The organism is Streptomyces sp. NPDC002133, from assembly GCF_040296405.1.
GTDB lineage: Bacteria > Actinomycetota > Actinomycetes > Streptomycetales > Streptomycetaceae > Streptomyces.
Genome location: NZ_JBEOXF010000028.1, coordinates 12,157 through 26,178, shown reverse-complemented (window position 1 = coordinate 26,178; position 14,022 = coordinate 12,157). Strand labels below are relative to the sequence as shown.

Below are 14,022 nucleotides of genomic sequence, written 5' to 3'. Positions count from 1 at the left end.
GGGAGTCCCGATACGGCGTTGCCCGGCGGCCGTTGACACCTTACGGTTGACGCCGTGACTGCCGGGTCGGCCATGGGCCACGAGCGAGTGGGGTACCCGGCCCTGGCGTGAGCGCAGGGCGGGCGAGGGGCCCGCCGTTCTTCTTTCTTCTCCGTTTCCGTTCGACCCCCGAGAAGAAAGCAGCGCATGCCCAACGATTTCAACCAGCAGATCATCGACGAGTTCCGTGCCAATGGCGGACGCGTCGGCGGCCCCTTCGAGGGCGGCCGGCTGCTCCTGCTCACCACCACCGGGACACGGTCCGGCGCCCGCCACACCACTCCCGTGGGCTATCTGCCCGACGGAGGCGAGCGCGTCCTGGTCATCGCCTCGGCCGGTGGCGCGCCGAGGCATCCGGACTGGTTCCACAACCTGGTGGCCGATCCCCGCGTCACGGTCGAGGCCGGAGTGTTCACGTACGAGGCCGAGGCCGTCGTCCTGGAGGGCCCCGAGCGTGATCGCGCCTTCGCCCGCGCGGTCGAGGCCGACCCCGGGTGGGCCGAGTACCAGGCCAGGACGGAGCGGGTGATCCCCGTGGTCGCCCTCCAGGAGATCCCCGGTCCGCCGAACATCGCCGCGGCGTCGTTCGGAGCGGCCGTCAAGTCCGTGCACGACGGGTTCCGGCGGGAGCTGGCGCTGATCCGCGAGGAGATCGCCGGTTCCGGGACCGGACCGGGAATCGGCGCCCAGCTCCGCGTGAACTGCCTGACCGTCTGCGCCGGAGTGCACCACCACCACACCGGCGAGGACATCGGGATGTTCCCGCTGCTCGCCGAGCATCATCCCGAGCTCGCCCCGGTCCTGGACCGGCTGCGCGACGAGCACGTGCGGATCGCCGAGCTCGTCGAGGACCTGCGGAAGGTCGTGTCGGCCGAAGGGGCCGACGCCGTACGGGTCCGCGCCGAGGTCGAGCGGCTCACGGAGGAGCTGGAGAGCCATCTGCTCTACGAGGAGGAGCAGCTGATCCCGGTGCTCGATCCGCAGGTGTCCTAGGTGTTCAGCCGCCGTCGTGAGCGCCGGGTCCGGCCTGCCGGCGGCGGTCCTCGTCCGCGCGCAGGACCAGGGCCAGCAGCCCCGGGAAGCGCGCGTCGAACTCCTCGCGGCGCAGGCGGTTGACGCGTTTGGGCCCCTCGTCGCGCTGTTCGACCAGGCCGGCCGTGCGCAGGACCGAGAAATGGTGGCTGAGCGCCGCCTTGCCGACCGGTACGTCGAAACTGCCGCAGGTGCGCGTCCAGTCGGCGGATCCCTCGAGCTCGCGGACGAGTTGGAGGCGTACGGGATCGGCGAGCGCCGAGAGGGCGACCAGGACCGGGACCTCGTCGGGATGCGTGTGCACGGGCGCGGCGCGGTGTCCGCCGCTCGCCGTCGTCGCGTCGCTCATGGCGTGCTCGCTCCTCCCCTTGCCGAGTGTTCGATGAACATCATACGCTCCGAGTGTTCGACTTCCATTGAACACTCTTCGAAGGGCGTGTGCTTCTGTGCGTGCGGTCGAGATCCACGAGTACGGCGGTCCCGATGTGCTGACGGTCGTGACGACCGACGCACCCGATCCGGGACCCGGCCAGGTCACCGTCGACGTCGCCTACGCGGGCGTGAACTTCGCCGATCTCAAGGCACGGGCCGAGGGCTACCGGGTGGAGGCCCTGCCCTACGTCCCGGGTCTGGAGGTCTCGGGCCGGATCCGAGCCGTCGGCACGGGCGTGACGGGCCTGCGCCCGGGGCAGGAGGTCGCCGCACTCACCGCCGCGGGCGCGTACGCCGAGGTCGTGGCCGTACCGGCCGCCACCGTGTTCCCGCTGCCCGAAGGGGTGGACCTGCGGACCGCCGCCACACTGCCCACCGTGCTGCCGACCGCGCACGCCCTGATGGGCGGACGCACCTCGACCGGCAAGCTCCTGCTGAAGGTGGCGCCGTGAACTCCACGAGCTCCACGGGTCCCACGAGCTCCACAGGCTCCACGGGCCCGCTGAGGATCGCGGTCGTCGGCGCGGGCGGCATCGGCGGCTACTTCGGTGGCCGCCTCGCGCTCGCCGGACACGACGTCGCCTTCGTCGCCCGCGGCGCCCACCTCGAAGCGCTCCGGCGCGACGGGCTCGCCGTGAAGAGCGTGGCAGGCGACTTCACGGTGCCGTCGGCCCGGGCGACGGACGACACCGCGGAGATCGGCGAGGTGGACTACGTCCTCCTGTGTGTGAAGACGTGGCAGCTGGCGGCCGTCATCGACGCGCTGCCCCCGCTCCTGGGGACCGGCACCGCCGTCGTCACGCTCCAGAACGGCGTCGAGGCGCCCGCCGAGGTCGCGCGGGCCATCGGCCGGGACGCGGTCCTGCCGGGTACGGCGAAGATCATCGCCCATCTCGACGGACCCGGTCGCGTACGCCATCTCGGCGGACCCGGCCTGCTGGCCTTCGCGGAGTGGGACAACCGGCCGACGGGCCGGGTCGCACGGCTGCAGGCCGCGCTCGACGCGGCCGACGGCGTGACCGCCGTCGTCTCCGAGGACATCTGGGCCGAGCTCTGGGCCAAGTTCCTGTTCGTCGTGCCGCCCGGCGGCCTCGGCGCCGTGACGGACGTCCCGTTCGGGCTACTGCGCACCCGGCCGGGTACGCGGCAGCTGCTCGTGGCCGCGATGACCGAGATCCGGCAGGTGGCGCAGGCGATGGACGTCGAACTGCCGGACGATGTCGTCCCGACGTCGATGGCTTTCCTCGACCAGCAGCCCGCCGCCGGCACGACGTCGCTGCACCGCGACCTCGTCGCCGGGCTGCCCTCCGAGCTGGAGGCCCTGACCGGTGCCGTCGTGCGCATCGGCGAGCGGACGGGGACGGCGACGCCCGTCAACAGCGTCCTCTACGAGGTGCTGCGCCTGCGGGAGGAGGCGTCGCGCAGCACCTCCTGACATCGGGGCAAAAAACTTCCCGCGCCGTGTCGAGAAACCGTCGTCCGCTCCGACGTCCCCTGTGAGAGTTGCCCACAAGGGGCGGCCCCGCACCCGAGGGAGCGAAACCATGAAGTATCTGGTGATGGTCCAGGCGAGCCAGGCCGACTACGACGCCATGCGCGGCAAGGGCTCCGAGCACAGCCCCGCCTGGAGCGAGAAGGACCTGCAGGCGATGTTCTCCTTCATGGAGGCCGTCAACAACGACCTGGCCGAGTCCGGTGAGCTCGTGGACGGGCAAGGCCTGGTCGAGCCCGCGCAGACCCGTTTCGTGAGCGCGGGCGAGGACGGCAGGCCGGTGATCTCGGACGGGCCGTACGGCGAGACGAAGGAACTCCTCTGCGGCTACTGGGTGCTGGACTGCGAGAGCCTCGACCGGGTCACGGAGATCGCGGCGCGCATCGTGCAGTGCCCCCAGCCCGAGGGCACGCCCGACTACCCGGTGGTCATCCGCCCGATCGACGGAAGCGGAGGCGACCTGCGCCCGTGACGCGCGCGAACGGCATCGAGGACCTGCTGCGCCTGCACGCGCCGCAGGTCCTCGGCGCGCTCGTACGCCGGTACGGGCACTTCGGCCCGGCCGAGGACGCCGTACAGGAGGCGCTGCTCGCCGCCGCGCAGCAGTGGCCCGAGGCGGGTGTGCCGGACAATCCGCGCGGCTGGCTGATCAAGGTGGCCTCGCGCCGCCTCACCGACCAGCTGCGCAGCGACGAGGCGCGGCGCCGCCGCGAGGAGACCGCCGCGCAGCTGGCACCCCCGGACGCCTTCATCGCCCGGCCGCCCGGTGAGGGCCGGGCGCCGTCCGAGGACGACACCCTCACGCTGCTGTTCCTCTGCTGCCATCCCGACCTGACGCCCGCCGCGCAGATCGCGCTCACCCTGCGTGCCGTCGGCGGTCTGACGACCGCGGAGATCGCCCGAGCGCTGCTGCTGCCCGAGGCGACGACGGCCCAGCGCGTCAGCCGGGCCAAGGCGAAGATCAAGGGCGTGCCCTTCCGCCGGCCGGGGCCCGAGGACCGCGACCAGCGGCTCGCGGCGGTCCTCCAGGTCCTCTACCTGATCTTCAACGAGGGCTACACGGCCTCGTCCGGCGCCGCCCTGCACCGCGCCGACCTGGCCCAGGAGGCGATCCGGCTGACTCGTGCCGTACGCAGGCTGCTGCCGCACGACGGCACGGTCACCGGACTCCTGGCCCTCATGCTCCTCACCGAGGCGCGCAGTGCCGCCCGCACCGGCCCGCACGGCGAGCTGATCCCCCTCGACGAGCAGGACCGGGCGCTCTGGGACCGGGACGCGATCGCCGAGGGCACGGCGCTGGTGGAGGAGGCCCTGGTCCAAGGGCCGGCGGGCGCCTACCAGTTGCAGGCGGCGATCGCGGCGCTCCACGACGAGGCGGCGCGTGCGGAGGACACCGACTGGCCGCAGATCCGCGCCCTGTACGACGTGCTCGTGCACCGCGCTCCGGAGCCCATGGCCGAGCTGGGACGGGCGGTGGCGGTGGCCATGGTGGACGGGCCGGAGGCGGGGCTCGCCGAAGTGGCGAAGCTGGTGGACCGGTTGGCGGGCCACCACCGACTCGACGCCGTACGGGCCCATCTGCTGGAGAAGGCCGGGGACCGGGAGGGCGCGCGGGCGGCGTACCAGCGGGCGGCCCAGCACACACTCAGCGTCCCGGAGACCCGCTACCTCCGGATGCGGGCGGCCCGGCTGAACCCCTGAACACGGGGCCCGAGGAAGTCGGGAACGGAAGTCGGGAACGGACTATGGCCATTCATCTGACCCGCCAGTACCTTACCGCGCAGTAAGTTTCTGTCTCCCTCCTGCCCCACACCTTCAGGAGCGCGCCGTGAAGACCGCACTCACGCCTGCCATCACCGCCGTGGCCGCCGCTCTCGCGGTCACCGTCACGTCCGCCGCCCCGGCGGCGTCGGCCACGAACCCGGACGGGCTCCGGGAAGTGCTGTTCGTCGGCAACAACTGGGAAGGAACCGCCGACGTACTCGAATCGTCAGGAGCCCTCACGAAGATCGGCCGGGTGAACGTCGTCCCCGACAAGGACGAACGGCTGCTGGAGATCCACCTCAATCCCGTGAAGCTCGCCTACTTCCTCGGAATACGGATGACCGTGGGCGAGGGCCACGACCAGTACGTGGACGACATGTACTCGACGCCCGACGGGTCGGCCGTCGTCGTCTCCCGCCCGAGCTTCGCCGACGTCGTCTCGATCGACGTCGCGACCAACAAGGTCAACTGGCGCTTCCCCGTGTCCGGTTACCGCTCCGACCACATGGCCGTCTCCCCGGACGGCAAGCGGGTCGCCGTGTCCGCGTCCACCTCCAACACCGTGCATGTGCTGGACATCGCCACCGGTCGCCAGACCGGCTCGTTCAAGACCGGCGACAAGCCGCACGAGAACGTCTTCACGGCGGACGGCAGGCACATCTGGAACTCGGCCATCGGCGAGGTCAACACAGCGCTCGACGATCCGCTCCTCGACTGGACCAAGGGAGACCGGAAGATCACGGTCGTGGACGCGGACACGTACCGGACCGTGAAGGTGATCGACATGCGGGAGCGGCTGGACGCCTTCGGGCGCAAGGACCTGTCCGACGCGGTACGGCCGGTGGCGTTCACGCCCGACGAGTCCAAGCTCTACTTCCAGGTGTCGTTCTTCAACGGCTTCCTCGAGTACGACGTCGCCGCCGACCGGATCACCCGCCAGAAGACGCTCCCGAAGAACCCGGCCACGAGCGAGGACCGGACGACCTGGGTCAACGACTCGCGCCACCACGGCATGTCGATGAGCCCGAAGGGCGACAAGCTCTGCATCGCCGGGACGATGGACGACTACGCCACGGTCGTCGACCGGGCGACGCTCCAGGAGGGTCCGCTCGTCACGGCGTCGAAGCCGTACTGGGCGACGGTGAGCGGTGACGGGAAGTCCTGCGTGATCTCCGAGAGCGGCTCCGACACGGTCACCGCGATCGACTTCGCCACCGGGCGGAAGGTCGCGTCCGTCGCCGTGGGCGACCACCCGCAGCGGGTGCGGCTCGGCCATGTGGCCGCGGACTGGACGGGTCCCTCGGCAGGTCGGGACTAGCCTCCGCGGCGTCCGAGGACGCACACCCGGTGGGGGGATCGCAGGGGAACGCAGAGAACCCGGGAGCCCCCACCGGAAATGTGTGGCGGACGCTTCGGCCGGGCGCGACCATCGGGGCATGACCCGCACGTTCGACCACCTCGTCGCCGAGGCCGAGTCCGTGTCCGTGGCCGGCTGGGACTTCTCGTGGCTCGACGGCCGGGCCACCGAGCAGCGCCCGTCCTGGGGCTACCAGCGCCTGATGAGCGAGCGGCTGGCGCGGGCGTCCGCCGCCCTCGACATCCAGACGGGCGGCGGGGAGGTCCTCGCCGGAGCGCCGGAACTGCCGCCGCTCATGGTGGACACCGAGTCCTGGCCACCGAACGTCGCCAGGGCCACCCGGCTGCTCCATCCGCTGGGCGTGGCCGTCGTCGTCGACACCGACGAGCCGCCGCTCCCCTTCGGCGACGGGGCCTTCGACCTCGTCGTCAGCCGCCACCCGGTGACCGTCCGGTGGAACGAGATCGCCCGCGTGCTGCGCCCGGGCGGCACGTACCTCTCCCAGCAGGTCGGCCCCGCCGGCGTCTTCGAGCTGGTCGAGTACTTCCTGGGACCGCAGCCGGAGGAGGTACGCCGCGGCCGTCACCCGGACGACGCACGGGCGGCCGCCGAGGCGGCGGGCCTGGAGATCACCGACCTGCGGTCGGAGTCGCTGCGCACCGAGTTCTTCGACATCGGCGCGGTGATCTACTTCCTGCGGACGGAAGGTGGTCTGGATGGTCCCGGGCTTCACCGTCGCCCGGTACCGCGACCGCCTCCGGGAGCTCCACGACCGGATCGAGGCCGAGGGCCCGTCCGTCGCCCGCACGGCCCGCTTCCTGATCGACGCCCGCAAGCCCGGCTGACCCACGGGACGTGCGTGGCGCCCGCGCCGGAGTCATCATCGGGGCATGAGCCCCACTATTCACCTCGCCCAGCAGACCGAAGCCGACGAACTCCTCGGACGCAGCCCGCTCGCCGCCCTGATCGGCATGCTGCTGGACCAGCAGGTCCCCATGGAATGGGCCTTCTCCGGCCCGTACACGATCGCCCAGCGCCTGGGCACCGACGATCTGGACGCCCACGAGATCGCCGCCCACGACCCGGAGGCCTTCGTCGCGCTGCTGTCCGAGAAGCCGGCCGTGCACCGCTACCCGGGGTCCATGGCGAAGCGGATCCAGCAGCTGTGCCAGTACCTCGTGGACGAGTACGACGGCGATGCGACGGCCCTGTGGCGGGACGCGAAGACGGGCAAGGAGCTGCTCGCACGGCTGAACGCGCTGCCCGGATTCGGCAAGCAGAAGTCGCAGATCTTCCTGGCCCTGCTGGGCAAGCAGTTCGGCGTCACGCCCGAGGGCTGGAGGGAGGCGGCGGGACCGTACGGCGAGGCGGGCTCGTACCGCTCGGCGGCCGACATCACGGGCCCCGAGTCGCTGGCCAAGGTGCGTTCGTACAAGCAGGAGATGAAGCGGGCGGCAAAGCCCGCGAAATGACCTACGTCTACGCCCGAAGACGTACAACTTGATGTCAATGCTGCTAAATATCACGTGAGTTGCGGCACAACTGTTCACAGAGCCCTCAGAGATCGCTAACTTCCCCTCAACCTCGTTCGGGAAGGACCTCTGTGAACGCAACCCATCGCAGAGCCGTGGCCACCCTGGCCGCAGCCGCACTCGCGACCCCGCTCCTGCTGGCATCCGCCTCCCCCGCAACCGCCCACCGGCATGACCCTGCCAAAGAAGCGGCCAAGGAAGCGGCCAAGCTCTCCAAGAAGCTGGTTCGCGAGTCGTCCGCCAAGGACGCCTTCAAGCACCTGCAGAAGTTCCAGCAGATAGCCGACAGCGCGGGAGGCAACCGCGCCGCCGGTACGCTCGGCCACGACGCGTCCGCCGCGTACGTGTACCAGCTGATGAAGAAGGCCGGGTACAACGTCTCGTACCAGGACTTCGAGTTCTTCTACACCGAGACGAAGGCCGAGAGGCTGTCGGTGGTCTCGCCCGCGCCGCGCGACGTCGCGATATCGGCCATGACGTACACCAAGTCGACGCCCGTCGGCGGTGTGAAGGCGGACCTGGTCGCCGCCCCCGTCGACGCCGACGGCACCACCGGCTGTGAACCCGGCGACTTCGCCTCCGGGGCGTTCACCGGCAAGATCGCGCTCATCAAGCGCGGCGGCTGCACCTTCGCCGTCAAGCAGGAGAACGCGGCGGCCGCGGGCGCGCTCGGCGCCGTCATCTACAACAACACCGAGGGCGTGCTCTCCGGCACCCTCGGCGGCCCGGAGGCCGGCAAGATCCCGACCGGCGGCATCACGCTGGCCGAGGGCGAGAAGCTCGCCGCGGACCTCGCGCAGGGGCCGGTGAGCATCGACTTCGAGATCCGCCAGCTCCAGGAGAAGCGGACCACCCGCAACGTCATCGCGGAGACCAAGCACGGCAATGCCGCCAACACGGTGATGCTCGGCTCCCACCTCGACTCCGTCGTTGCCGGCCCCGGCATCAACGACAACGGCTCCGGCTCCGCCGGTCTGCTCGAAGTCGCCCTGGAGCTCGCCGAGTCCCACAAGCGGCCCGCCAACAAGGTGCGCTTCGCCTGGTGGGGCGCGGAGGAGAACGGCCTGCTCGGTTCGGACCACTACGTCGCGAACCTCAGCGAGCTGGGCAAGAAGGAGATCAAGCTCTACCTCAACTTCGACATGATCGCGTCGCCGAACTACGGGCTGTTCGTGTACGACGGCGACGACTCGGACGGTGTCGGCGCGCCGGCGGGCCCGGCGGGCTCCGCTCAGCTCGAGCGCGACATCAACGAGTTCATGGACAAGGTGGGCGCGCGGCACGAGGGCACGGACTTCACCGGTCGCTCCGACTACGGCCCGTTCATCGCGGTCGGCATCCCGTCCGGCGGCACCTTCACCGGCGCGGAGGGCATCAAGACCGCCGCGCAGGCTCAGAAGTTCGGCGGCACGGCCGGGGTCGCGTACGACCCGTGCTACCACGCCAAGTGCGACGACATCAAGAACGTCAGCATGAAGGCGTTCGACGTCAACATCGACGTCATCGCCAACGCGGTCGGCACCTACACCCAGGACCTGAGCTCGCTGCGCAAGCCGGTCACCACCGTCCCGACGGACGGCGACGAGGGCAGCGGTGGCGGTCTCCACGACGGCCACGGCCACGAGGTCACGGAGTAGCCCCTCCGCCCTTTTGAGAGGCGGGCCATCGGCCCCGGCACCGTCCAGCGGACCCGCGTGTCCGTCCTCGATCGCCGGACGGGCTCCTTGTGAGCCCTCCGGCGATCGAGGTGGAGGTCCTCCCCACGCCCGCCAGGGCGTGGGGAGGGGCCGAGGCGGAGCCCCGGTGAGGGCTGGAGGCCCCTACCGGCGGCGGGACGTGCCGAAGAGGGAGCGGGAGATCTCACGGCCCAGTTGCGTGCCGACCGAGCGCGCGAGGGACTTGAAGAGACCGCTGCCCATGACCTGCCCGACGACGGACTCGTCACGACGCGGAGCGCGGGCCCCGCGGGCCGACTCCTTCGCCGCCTCCTTCGCCGACTCCGCCTCCCGCGCCGCTCGCAGCGCCGCCTCCACCGCAGCCTGCTGCTCGGCCGTCAGCCGCTCGTACGCCGACTCGCGGTCCACAGCCTGTTCATAACGGGCGTACAGCACCGACGACTTCACCGCCCGGTCCATCGCCTCCGCAGCGATCGGCCCCATCAGCGACTGCGGCGCCATCAGCCGGGTGACGGCCACCGGCGTCGGCACACCCGTCAGTTGGAGGGTCTTGGTCTTGCCGGTGCCGGTGGCCCCGGCAACCGGACCGTGGCGGTTGAGCATGCCCAGCGGAATCCGGATCTGCGCCTGCGGACGGCACTGCCCGTCCCGGAGCAGCGCACCAGGTCGAGCTCCGGCCCCAGGACGGCGTAACCGGCCGCGATCTCCCCGGCCTCGGCGGGAAGCACCCCGGCATGCGGCGAACCGGCGGGCTGCGGGGCGGTCGGTGACAGCTCGGGCTCGCTGATGAGAGGGCCCCTATTCCGGGTTTGCGGGGTTTTGACCAGCATCGCACCGGCGCCGCCTGGCTGCGCCGACTGCCGCTTGCCCGGTAGGCTTTCCGTGTGATCTTCAAGCGCATCGGCAACGGCCGGCCGTATCCCGACCACGGCCGGGAAAGCACCCGGCAGTGGGCGGACGTCGCGCCGCGCCCGGTCCGCCTCGATCAGCTCGTGACCACCAAGGGTCAGCTGGACCTCGAGACCCTGCTCGCCGAGGACTCCACGTTCTACGGCGATCTGTTCGCCCACGTCGTGAAGTGGCAGGGCGATCTCTACCTCGAGGACGGGCTGCACCGCGCCGTGCGCGCGGCGCTCCAGCAGCGCCAGGTGCTGCACGCCCGCGTGCTGGAGCTGGACTGAGAGCCTGGCGTCGGCCCGCCCGGCTCTCCACCGGACGGCTGACCCGGCTCCCCGGCGGACCGACGGCCGGCCGCCCCTCGCGGGCACCGCTCCCCTGCGCCCTCCGAAGCGTTTTCCGACCCGTACGGGCGGAGTTTCCGACCCATACGGACGCAGTGCGATGATCGTTTAGTAGGCACAGCCGCGCGACCGCACTACGCTGCGCCCATGAGCATGCTCACTCCCCCAGGCATGGGCGGAAAGTACCGCATTACGGGCAACGCGTATCCACGCATGCGCCGCCCTCGACGCCGTCGCAGGATCGTGCTCGCAGTCGTCGCCGCCGGGGCCGTCCTCGGCCTCGGCGGCTGGGGGACGCTGCAGCTCATCGATGTGTTCTCGGGCGGCGGGAAGAAGGCCACGGCAGGCACCGAAGCGGCGTCCTGCAAACCCCGGGCGGCGGTCTCCGCCGCGCCCCTCCCGCCGAAACCGGCCCGGATCACGGTGAACGTCTACAACGCGACCCCGCGCAGCGGACTCGCCAAGGCCACCGCCGACGAGCTGCGCAAACGCGGGTTCGCCATCGGCAAGGTGGGCAATGCCCCGGCGGCGTACGACAAGAAGGTCCCCGGCACGGCGATACTGCTGGGCGCCGCCGCGGCGAACGACGGATCGTTCCGGGTGCTCGCCACACAGCTCGCGGGCACCCAGCTCAGGACGGACGCCCGCAAGACCGCGGACGTCGATCTGATCCTGGGCACCGCCTTCAAGACGCTCACCGCCAAACCGGCGTCGGACAAGGCGCTGGCTGCACTGGCCACCCCGCCGAAGCCGGCCACGACCTGCTGAGAGCGGCCCGTACGTGCAGGAGCGGCTGCTCACCGAGCAGCCGCTCCTGGTCACTGGCACGTCCCGTCGGCCGCGCACTACCGCGTACGGCCCGCGCGGTGCCGGGCGCAATCGCGTGTGAGCTACTCCGCCGCGCCGTACATCCGGTCGCCCGCGTCGCCCAGGCCCGGGACGATGTAGCCCTGCTCGTTGAGCCGCTCGTCGACCGAGGCCGTGACGACCGTCACCGGCGTGCCCGCCAGGTCGCGCTCCATGACCTCGACGCCCTCGGGCGCCGCCAGCAGCACGACCGCGGTCACATCGTCGGCACCGCGCTTGATCAGCTCCTGGATCGCCGCCACGAGCGTGCCGCCGGTGGCCAGCATCGGGTCCAGGACGTACACCTGGCGGCCGGAGAGGTCCTCGGGCATGCGCGTCGCGTACGTCGACGCCTGGAGGGTCTCCTCGTTGCGGATCATCCCGAGGAAACCCACCTCGGCGGTCGGCAGCAGCCGCACCATGCCGTCGAGCATGCCGAGCCCGGCCCGCAGGATCGGCACCACCAAGGGGCGCGGGCGGGAGAGCTTGACGCCCGTGGTCCGCGCGACCGGGGTCTGGATGTCGATCTGCTCGGTGCGCACGTCCCGCGTGGCCTCGTACGCGAGCAGGGTCACCAGCTCGTCGGCGAGCCGCCGGAAGGTGGGGGAATCGGTGCGCTGGTCGCGCAGGGTGGTGAGCTTGTGCGCCACCAGAGGGTGGTCGACAACGTGGATCCGCATGGGCCAACAGTAGCCGGGAGCCGCCACCCCCTGGCATCAACGGGCGCTTCGGAGGGAAGGTGGGACGTACCCCTTCCAGCACCGAGGTGGTGTGGCCGATGCCGGACCGGGAACATCAGGACCCGCGGGATCCGCCGGACCCGCGGGCATGGACGGAACAGGAGCAGGAACGAGAGCAGGAGGCCGATGCCGACGCCGAGCGACGCCGGCGGCGCGCCCAATTCCTGCGCGAACTGAACGAGGCCAAGGCGCTGCGTGACCGCGTCCAGCCGCGACGGGCTCGGGCCGCCAGGATGCGCCAAGCCATGCGGATGCGAGCCTTCCGCTGGTGAGCCCGAGTGCGCGACTGTGCGAGCACTTGACTGAACGCGTGCACGACGCAACGCCGGAAGACCTCTCGCAAGGCCGTTGTTTCTGTCACGATTCCGAAAGGGCGGGGCACCAAGCGCACCGCCGGTCGTCACAACTCTGATCAGTGGGAGAGTCACGGTGTACTTCGCCGCACTGCTCGCGCGCACCGAAGACGGGTGGGAAGCGAGCGACACAGAGCTCGACGATGTGGAGACCCTGTCGGACCTGACCGACTTGGCCCACGAAGCCTCGGTGGACGAGGACACGGTGCTCGTCTTCATCGAGCAGGAGGACGCATGGTTCGCCCTCGTCCGCGTGGAAGGCGAGGACGACCCTCGTATCTACGTCTCGGACGCGGCCGCGGCCGCCCGCTCGTCGTACGGGGAGATCCTCACCAACGAACTGCTGGGCGGTGACCAGGACGACGACGACGCCGACCTGGACTCGCTGGACCTCGACGGTACGGAGGACGGCGAGCCCGCCGTCGTGGACGACAAGGAGGAGGAAGAGGAGGAGACGTCGGTCTCGGCGGAGTTCGTCCCGGCCGGGCCGGCCGGCGACCGCGAGATCCTCGCGGACCTGGGCATGTCCGAGAAGGAGCTGCTGGCCCTCGGCACGGAGGCGCTCGGTGAGATCGCCGACGCGCTGGGCGCCGCCGAGGTGCTGGAGACCGTCCGCTAGTGACCCAGGCGGCCGGGGACCCCGTACGTGCTCCGTGGGAGGCGCCCATGCGTCTCGCCCTCAAGGAGGCGGCGCGGGCGGCGCAGGCCGGTGACGTACCGGTCGGCGCCGTTGTCCTGGACGCGGGCGGATCGGTCCTCGCCACGGGCCACAACGAACGGGAACTGACCGGTGACCCGACCGCGCACGCGGAGGTGCTCGCGCTCCGGAGGGCCGCGTCCCGGCGCGGGGAGTGGCGGCTCACCGGCTGCACCCTCGTCGTGACGCTGGAGCCGTGCACGATGTGCGCGGGCGCGCTGGTGCTGTCCCGCGTGGACCGGGTGGTCTACGGCGCGCGGGACGAGAAGGCGGGTGCGGCCGGCTCGCTGTGGGATCTCGTACGGGACCGACGGCTCAACCACCGGCCCGAAGTGATCCTCGGCGTGCTCGAGGCGGAGTGCTCGGAGCAGTTGTCGGCGTTCTTCCGGGACCGCTGATCCATATCGATTTCAGAGCACGGCCCACCTTGGGCTAAGCTCTCTCCCGGTAGCGTGTCCGAGCGGCCGAAGGAGCTCGCCTCGAAAGCGAGTGTGGCGCAAGTCACCGAGGGTTCAAATCCCTCCGCTACCGCTGGTAGACGAAAGGGCGGTCCCGATGGGGCCGCCCTTTCGCGATCTTCCGTATCGGTTTCCGTCTCAGATCGAGGTTCTCTCCGGCGTGGCGTGAACGCCGGTGAACGAGTCGGGATCATCGTCCGACCAGCACGAACAGAACAGACCTCAAGAGCGGCAAGCTGCCGAGGGTTCGAACCCTCCGCTGCCGCGCGCAGAAGGGCCACCGGTGTTCGATACCGGGGCCCTTCCGCGCTGCGGTTGCCGTTCGCCGCCTCTGCCGCCTCCCGAGGAGAGAAGGAGGAAGAG

14 protein-coding genes, 1 tRNA gene and 3 pseudogenes are annotated in these 14,022 nt (G+C 70.9%); 15 read left to right on the top strand and 3 right to left on the bottom strand.

The features are described 5' to 3' along the window. Positions 1 to 186 precede the first annotated feature (186 nt). On the top strand, positions 187 to 1,032 hold the full coding sequence (locus ABT078_RS24420; RefSeq protein ID WP_351231134.1) for a nitroreductase/quinone reductase family protein: 846 nt from the start codon (positions 187 to 189) through the stop codon (positions 1,030 to 1,032). Between the two features lie 4 nt (positions 1,033 to 1,036). On the opposite strand, the gene ABT078_RS24415 is transcribed toward ABT078_RS24420, so the two are convergent. Further along, positions 1,037 to 1,420 (bottom strand): ArsR/SmtB family transcription factor, encoded by a 384-nt coding sequence (locus ABT078_RS24415; RefSeq protein ID WP_351231131.1) that lies wholly within the window; start codon positions 1,418 to 1,420, stop codon positions 1,037 to 1,039. Positions 1,421 to 1,517: 97 nt separating this feature from the next. On the opposite strand from ABT078_RS24415, the pseudogene ABT078_RS24410 reads away from it, so the two are divergent. The 8 genes and pseudogenes from ABT078_RS24410 to ABT078_RS24375 form a co-directional block, all read left to right on the top strand. Further along, positions 1,518 to 1,940, top strand: a pseudogene (locus ABT078_RS24410) (quinone oxidoreductase family protein); the annotation flags it as partial. A gap of 11 nt (positions 1,941 to 1,951) precedes the next feature. After that, positions 1,952 to 2,938: a 2-dehydropantoate 2-reductase gene (locus tag ABT078_RS24405; RefSeq protein WP_351231129.1), complete on the top strand. Its 987-nt coding sequence runs from the start codon at positions 1,952 to 1,954 to the stop codon at positions 2,936 to 2,938. Positions 2,939 to 3,047: 109 nt separating this feature from the next. After that, entirely contained in the window at positions 3,048 to 3,467 is a 420-nt protein-coding gene (locus ABT078_RS24400) for a YciI family protein (RefSeq protein ID WP_351231127.1), read from the top strand. Then, on the top strand, positions 3,464 to 4,696 hold the full coding sequence (locus tag ABT078_RS24395; RefSeq protein ID WP_351231125.1) for an RNA polymerase sigma factor: 1,233 nt from the start codon (positions 3,464 to 3,466) through the stop codon (positions 4,694 to 4,696). Before ABT078_RS24400 ends, ABT078_RS24395 begins: the two co-directional genes overlap by 4 nt. 127 nt (positions 4,697 to 4,823) lie before the next feature. Further along, a complete protein-coding gene (locus tag ABT078_RS24390; protein WP_351231123.1) occupies positions 4,824 to 6,077 on the top strand; it encodes a YncE family protein in 1,254 nt (417 codons plus the stop codon). Between the two features lie 118 nt (positions 6,078 to 6,195). Further along, positions 6,196 to 6,961: pseudogene (locus ABT078_RS24385) on the top strand (class I SAM-dependent methyltransferase). Positions 6,962 to 7,006: 45 nt separating this feature from the next. Beyond that, positions 7,007 to 7,588 carry an HhH-GPD-type base excision DNA repair protein gene (locus ABT078_RS24380; protein WP_351231121.1) on the top strand — a complete coding sequence of 194 codons (582 nt, stop codon included), beginning with the start codon at positions 7,007 to 7,009 and terminating at the stop codon, positions 7,586 to 7,588. Between the two features lie 155 nt (positions 7,589 to 7,743). Then, positions 7,744 to 9,285, top strand: a complete 1,542-nt coding sequence (locus ABT078_RS24375) for a M28 family metallopeptidase (RefSeq protein ID WP_351231234.1) — start codon at positions 7,744 to 7,746, stop codon at positions 9,283 to 9,285. A gap of 183 nt (positions 9,286 to 9,468) precedes the next feature. Here the strand turns inward: ABT078_RS24375 and ABT078_RS24370 are convergent. Beyond that, positions 9,469 to 9,894, bottom strand: a pseudogene (locus tag ABT078_RS24370) (helicase HerA-like domain-containing protein); the annotation flags it as partial. Between the two features lie 314 nt (positions 9,895 to 10,208). Between ABT078_RS24370 and ABT078_RS24360 the strand changes: the two are divergent. Together ABT078_RS24360 and ABT078_RS24355 are read left to right on the top strand one after the other, a co-directional pair. Beyond that, positions 10,209 to 10,505 (top strand): type II toxin-antitoxin system VapB family antitoxin, encoded by a 297-nt coding sequence (locus ABT078_RS24360; protein ID WP_003999914.1) that lies wholly within the window; start codon positions 10,209 to 10,211, stop codon positions 10,503 to 10,505. Between the two features lie 207 nt (positions 10,506 to 10,712). Beyond that, entirely contained in the window at positions 10,713 to 11,333 is a 621-nt protein-coding gene (locus tag ABT078_RS24355) for a LytR C-terminal domain-containing protein (RefSeq protein WP_351231120.1), read from the top strand. Positions 11,334 to 11,455: 122 nt separating this feature from the next. Here ABT078_RS24355 and upp read toward each other — a convergent pair whose 3' ends face one another. Next, entirely contained in the window at positions 11,456 to 12,091 is a 636-nt protein-coding gene (gene upp, locus ABT078_RS24350; RefSeq protein WP_351231118.1) for a uracil phosphoribosyltransferase, read from the bottom strand. A 98-nt stretch (positions 12,092 to 12,189) separates the two neighbouring features. Between upp and ABT078_RS24345 the strand changes: the two genes are divergently transcribed. The 4 genes from ABT078_RS24345 to ABT078_RS24330 all read left to right on the top strand — a co-directional run bounded on the left by ABT078_RS24345 (position 12,190) and on the right by ABT078_RS24330 (position 13,732). Beyond that, a complete protein-coding gene (locus tag ABT078_RS24345) occupies positions 12,190 to 12,423 on the top strand; it encodes a hypothetical protein (protein ID WP_351231232.1) in 234 nt (77 codons plus the stop codon). Positions 12,424 to 12,580: 157 nt separating this feature from the next. Next, positions 12,581 to 13,123: a tRNA adenosine deaminase-associated protein gene (locus ABT078_RS24340; protein WP_351231116.1), complete on the top strand. Its 543-nt coding sequence runs from the start codon at positions 12,581 to 12,583 to the stop codon at positions 13,121 to 13,123. 47 nt (positions 13,124 to 13,170) lie between these two features. Then, complete coding sequence (gene tadA / locus ABT078_RS24335; protein ID WP_351231114.1) at positions 13,171 to 13,599, top strand: tRNA adenosine(34) deaminase TadA; 429 nt, start codon at positions 13,171 to 13,173, stop codon at positions 13,597 to 13,599. 48 nt (positions 13,600 to 13,647) lie between these two features. Then, positions 13,648 to 13,732: transfer RNA gene (locus ABT078_RS24330), tRNA-Ser, on the top strand. The last annotated feature ends 290 nt before the right edge of the window (positions 13,733 to 14,022 follow it).

Bases quoted from the DNA above. Each gene is read 5' to 3' on its own strand.
- ABT078_RS24420 (WP_351231134.1), top strand. From the start codon at position 187: ATGCCCAACGATTTCAACCAGCAGATCATCGACGAGTTCCGTGCCAAT.
- upp (WP_351231118.1), bottom strand. From the start codon at position 12,091: ATGCGGATCCACGTTGTCGACCACCCTCTGGTGGCGCACAAGCTCACC.
- ABT078_RS24355 (WP_351231120.1), top strand. From the start codon at position 10,713: ATGAGCATGCTCACTCCCCCAGGCATGGGCGGAAAGTACCGCATTACG.
- tadA (WP_351231114.1), top strand. From the start codon at position 13,171: ATGCGTCTCGCCCTCAAGGAGGCGGCGCGGGCGGCGCAGGCCGGTGAC.
- ABT078_RS24345 (WP_351231232.1), top strand. From the start codon at position 12,190: ATGCCGGACCGGGAACATCAGGACCCGCGGGATCCGCCGGACCCGCGG.
- ABT078_RS24415 (WP_351231131.1), bottom strand. From the start codon at position 1,420: ATGAGCGACGCGACGACGGCGAGCGGCGGACACCGCGCCGCGCCCGTG.
- ABT078_RS24400 (WP_351231127.1), top strand. From the start codon at position 3,048: ATGAAGTATCTGGTGATGGTCCAGGCGAGCCAGGCCGACTACGACGCC.
- ABT078_RS24380 (WP_351231121.1), top strand. From the start codon at position 7,007: ATGAGCCCCACTATTCACCTCGCCCAGCAGACCGAAGCCGACGAACTC.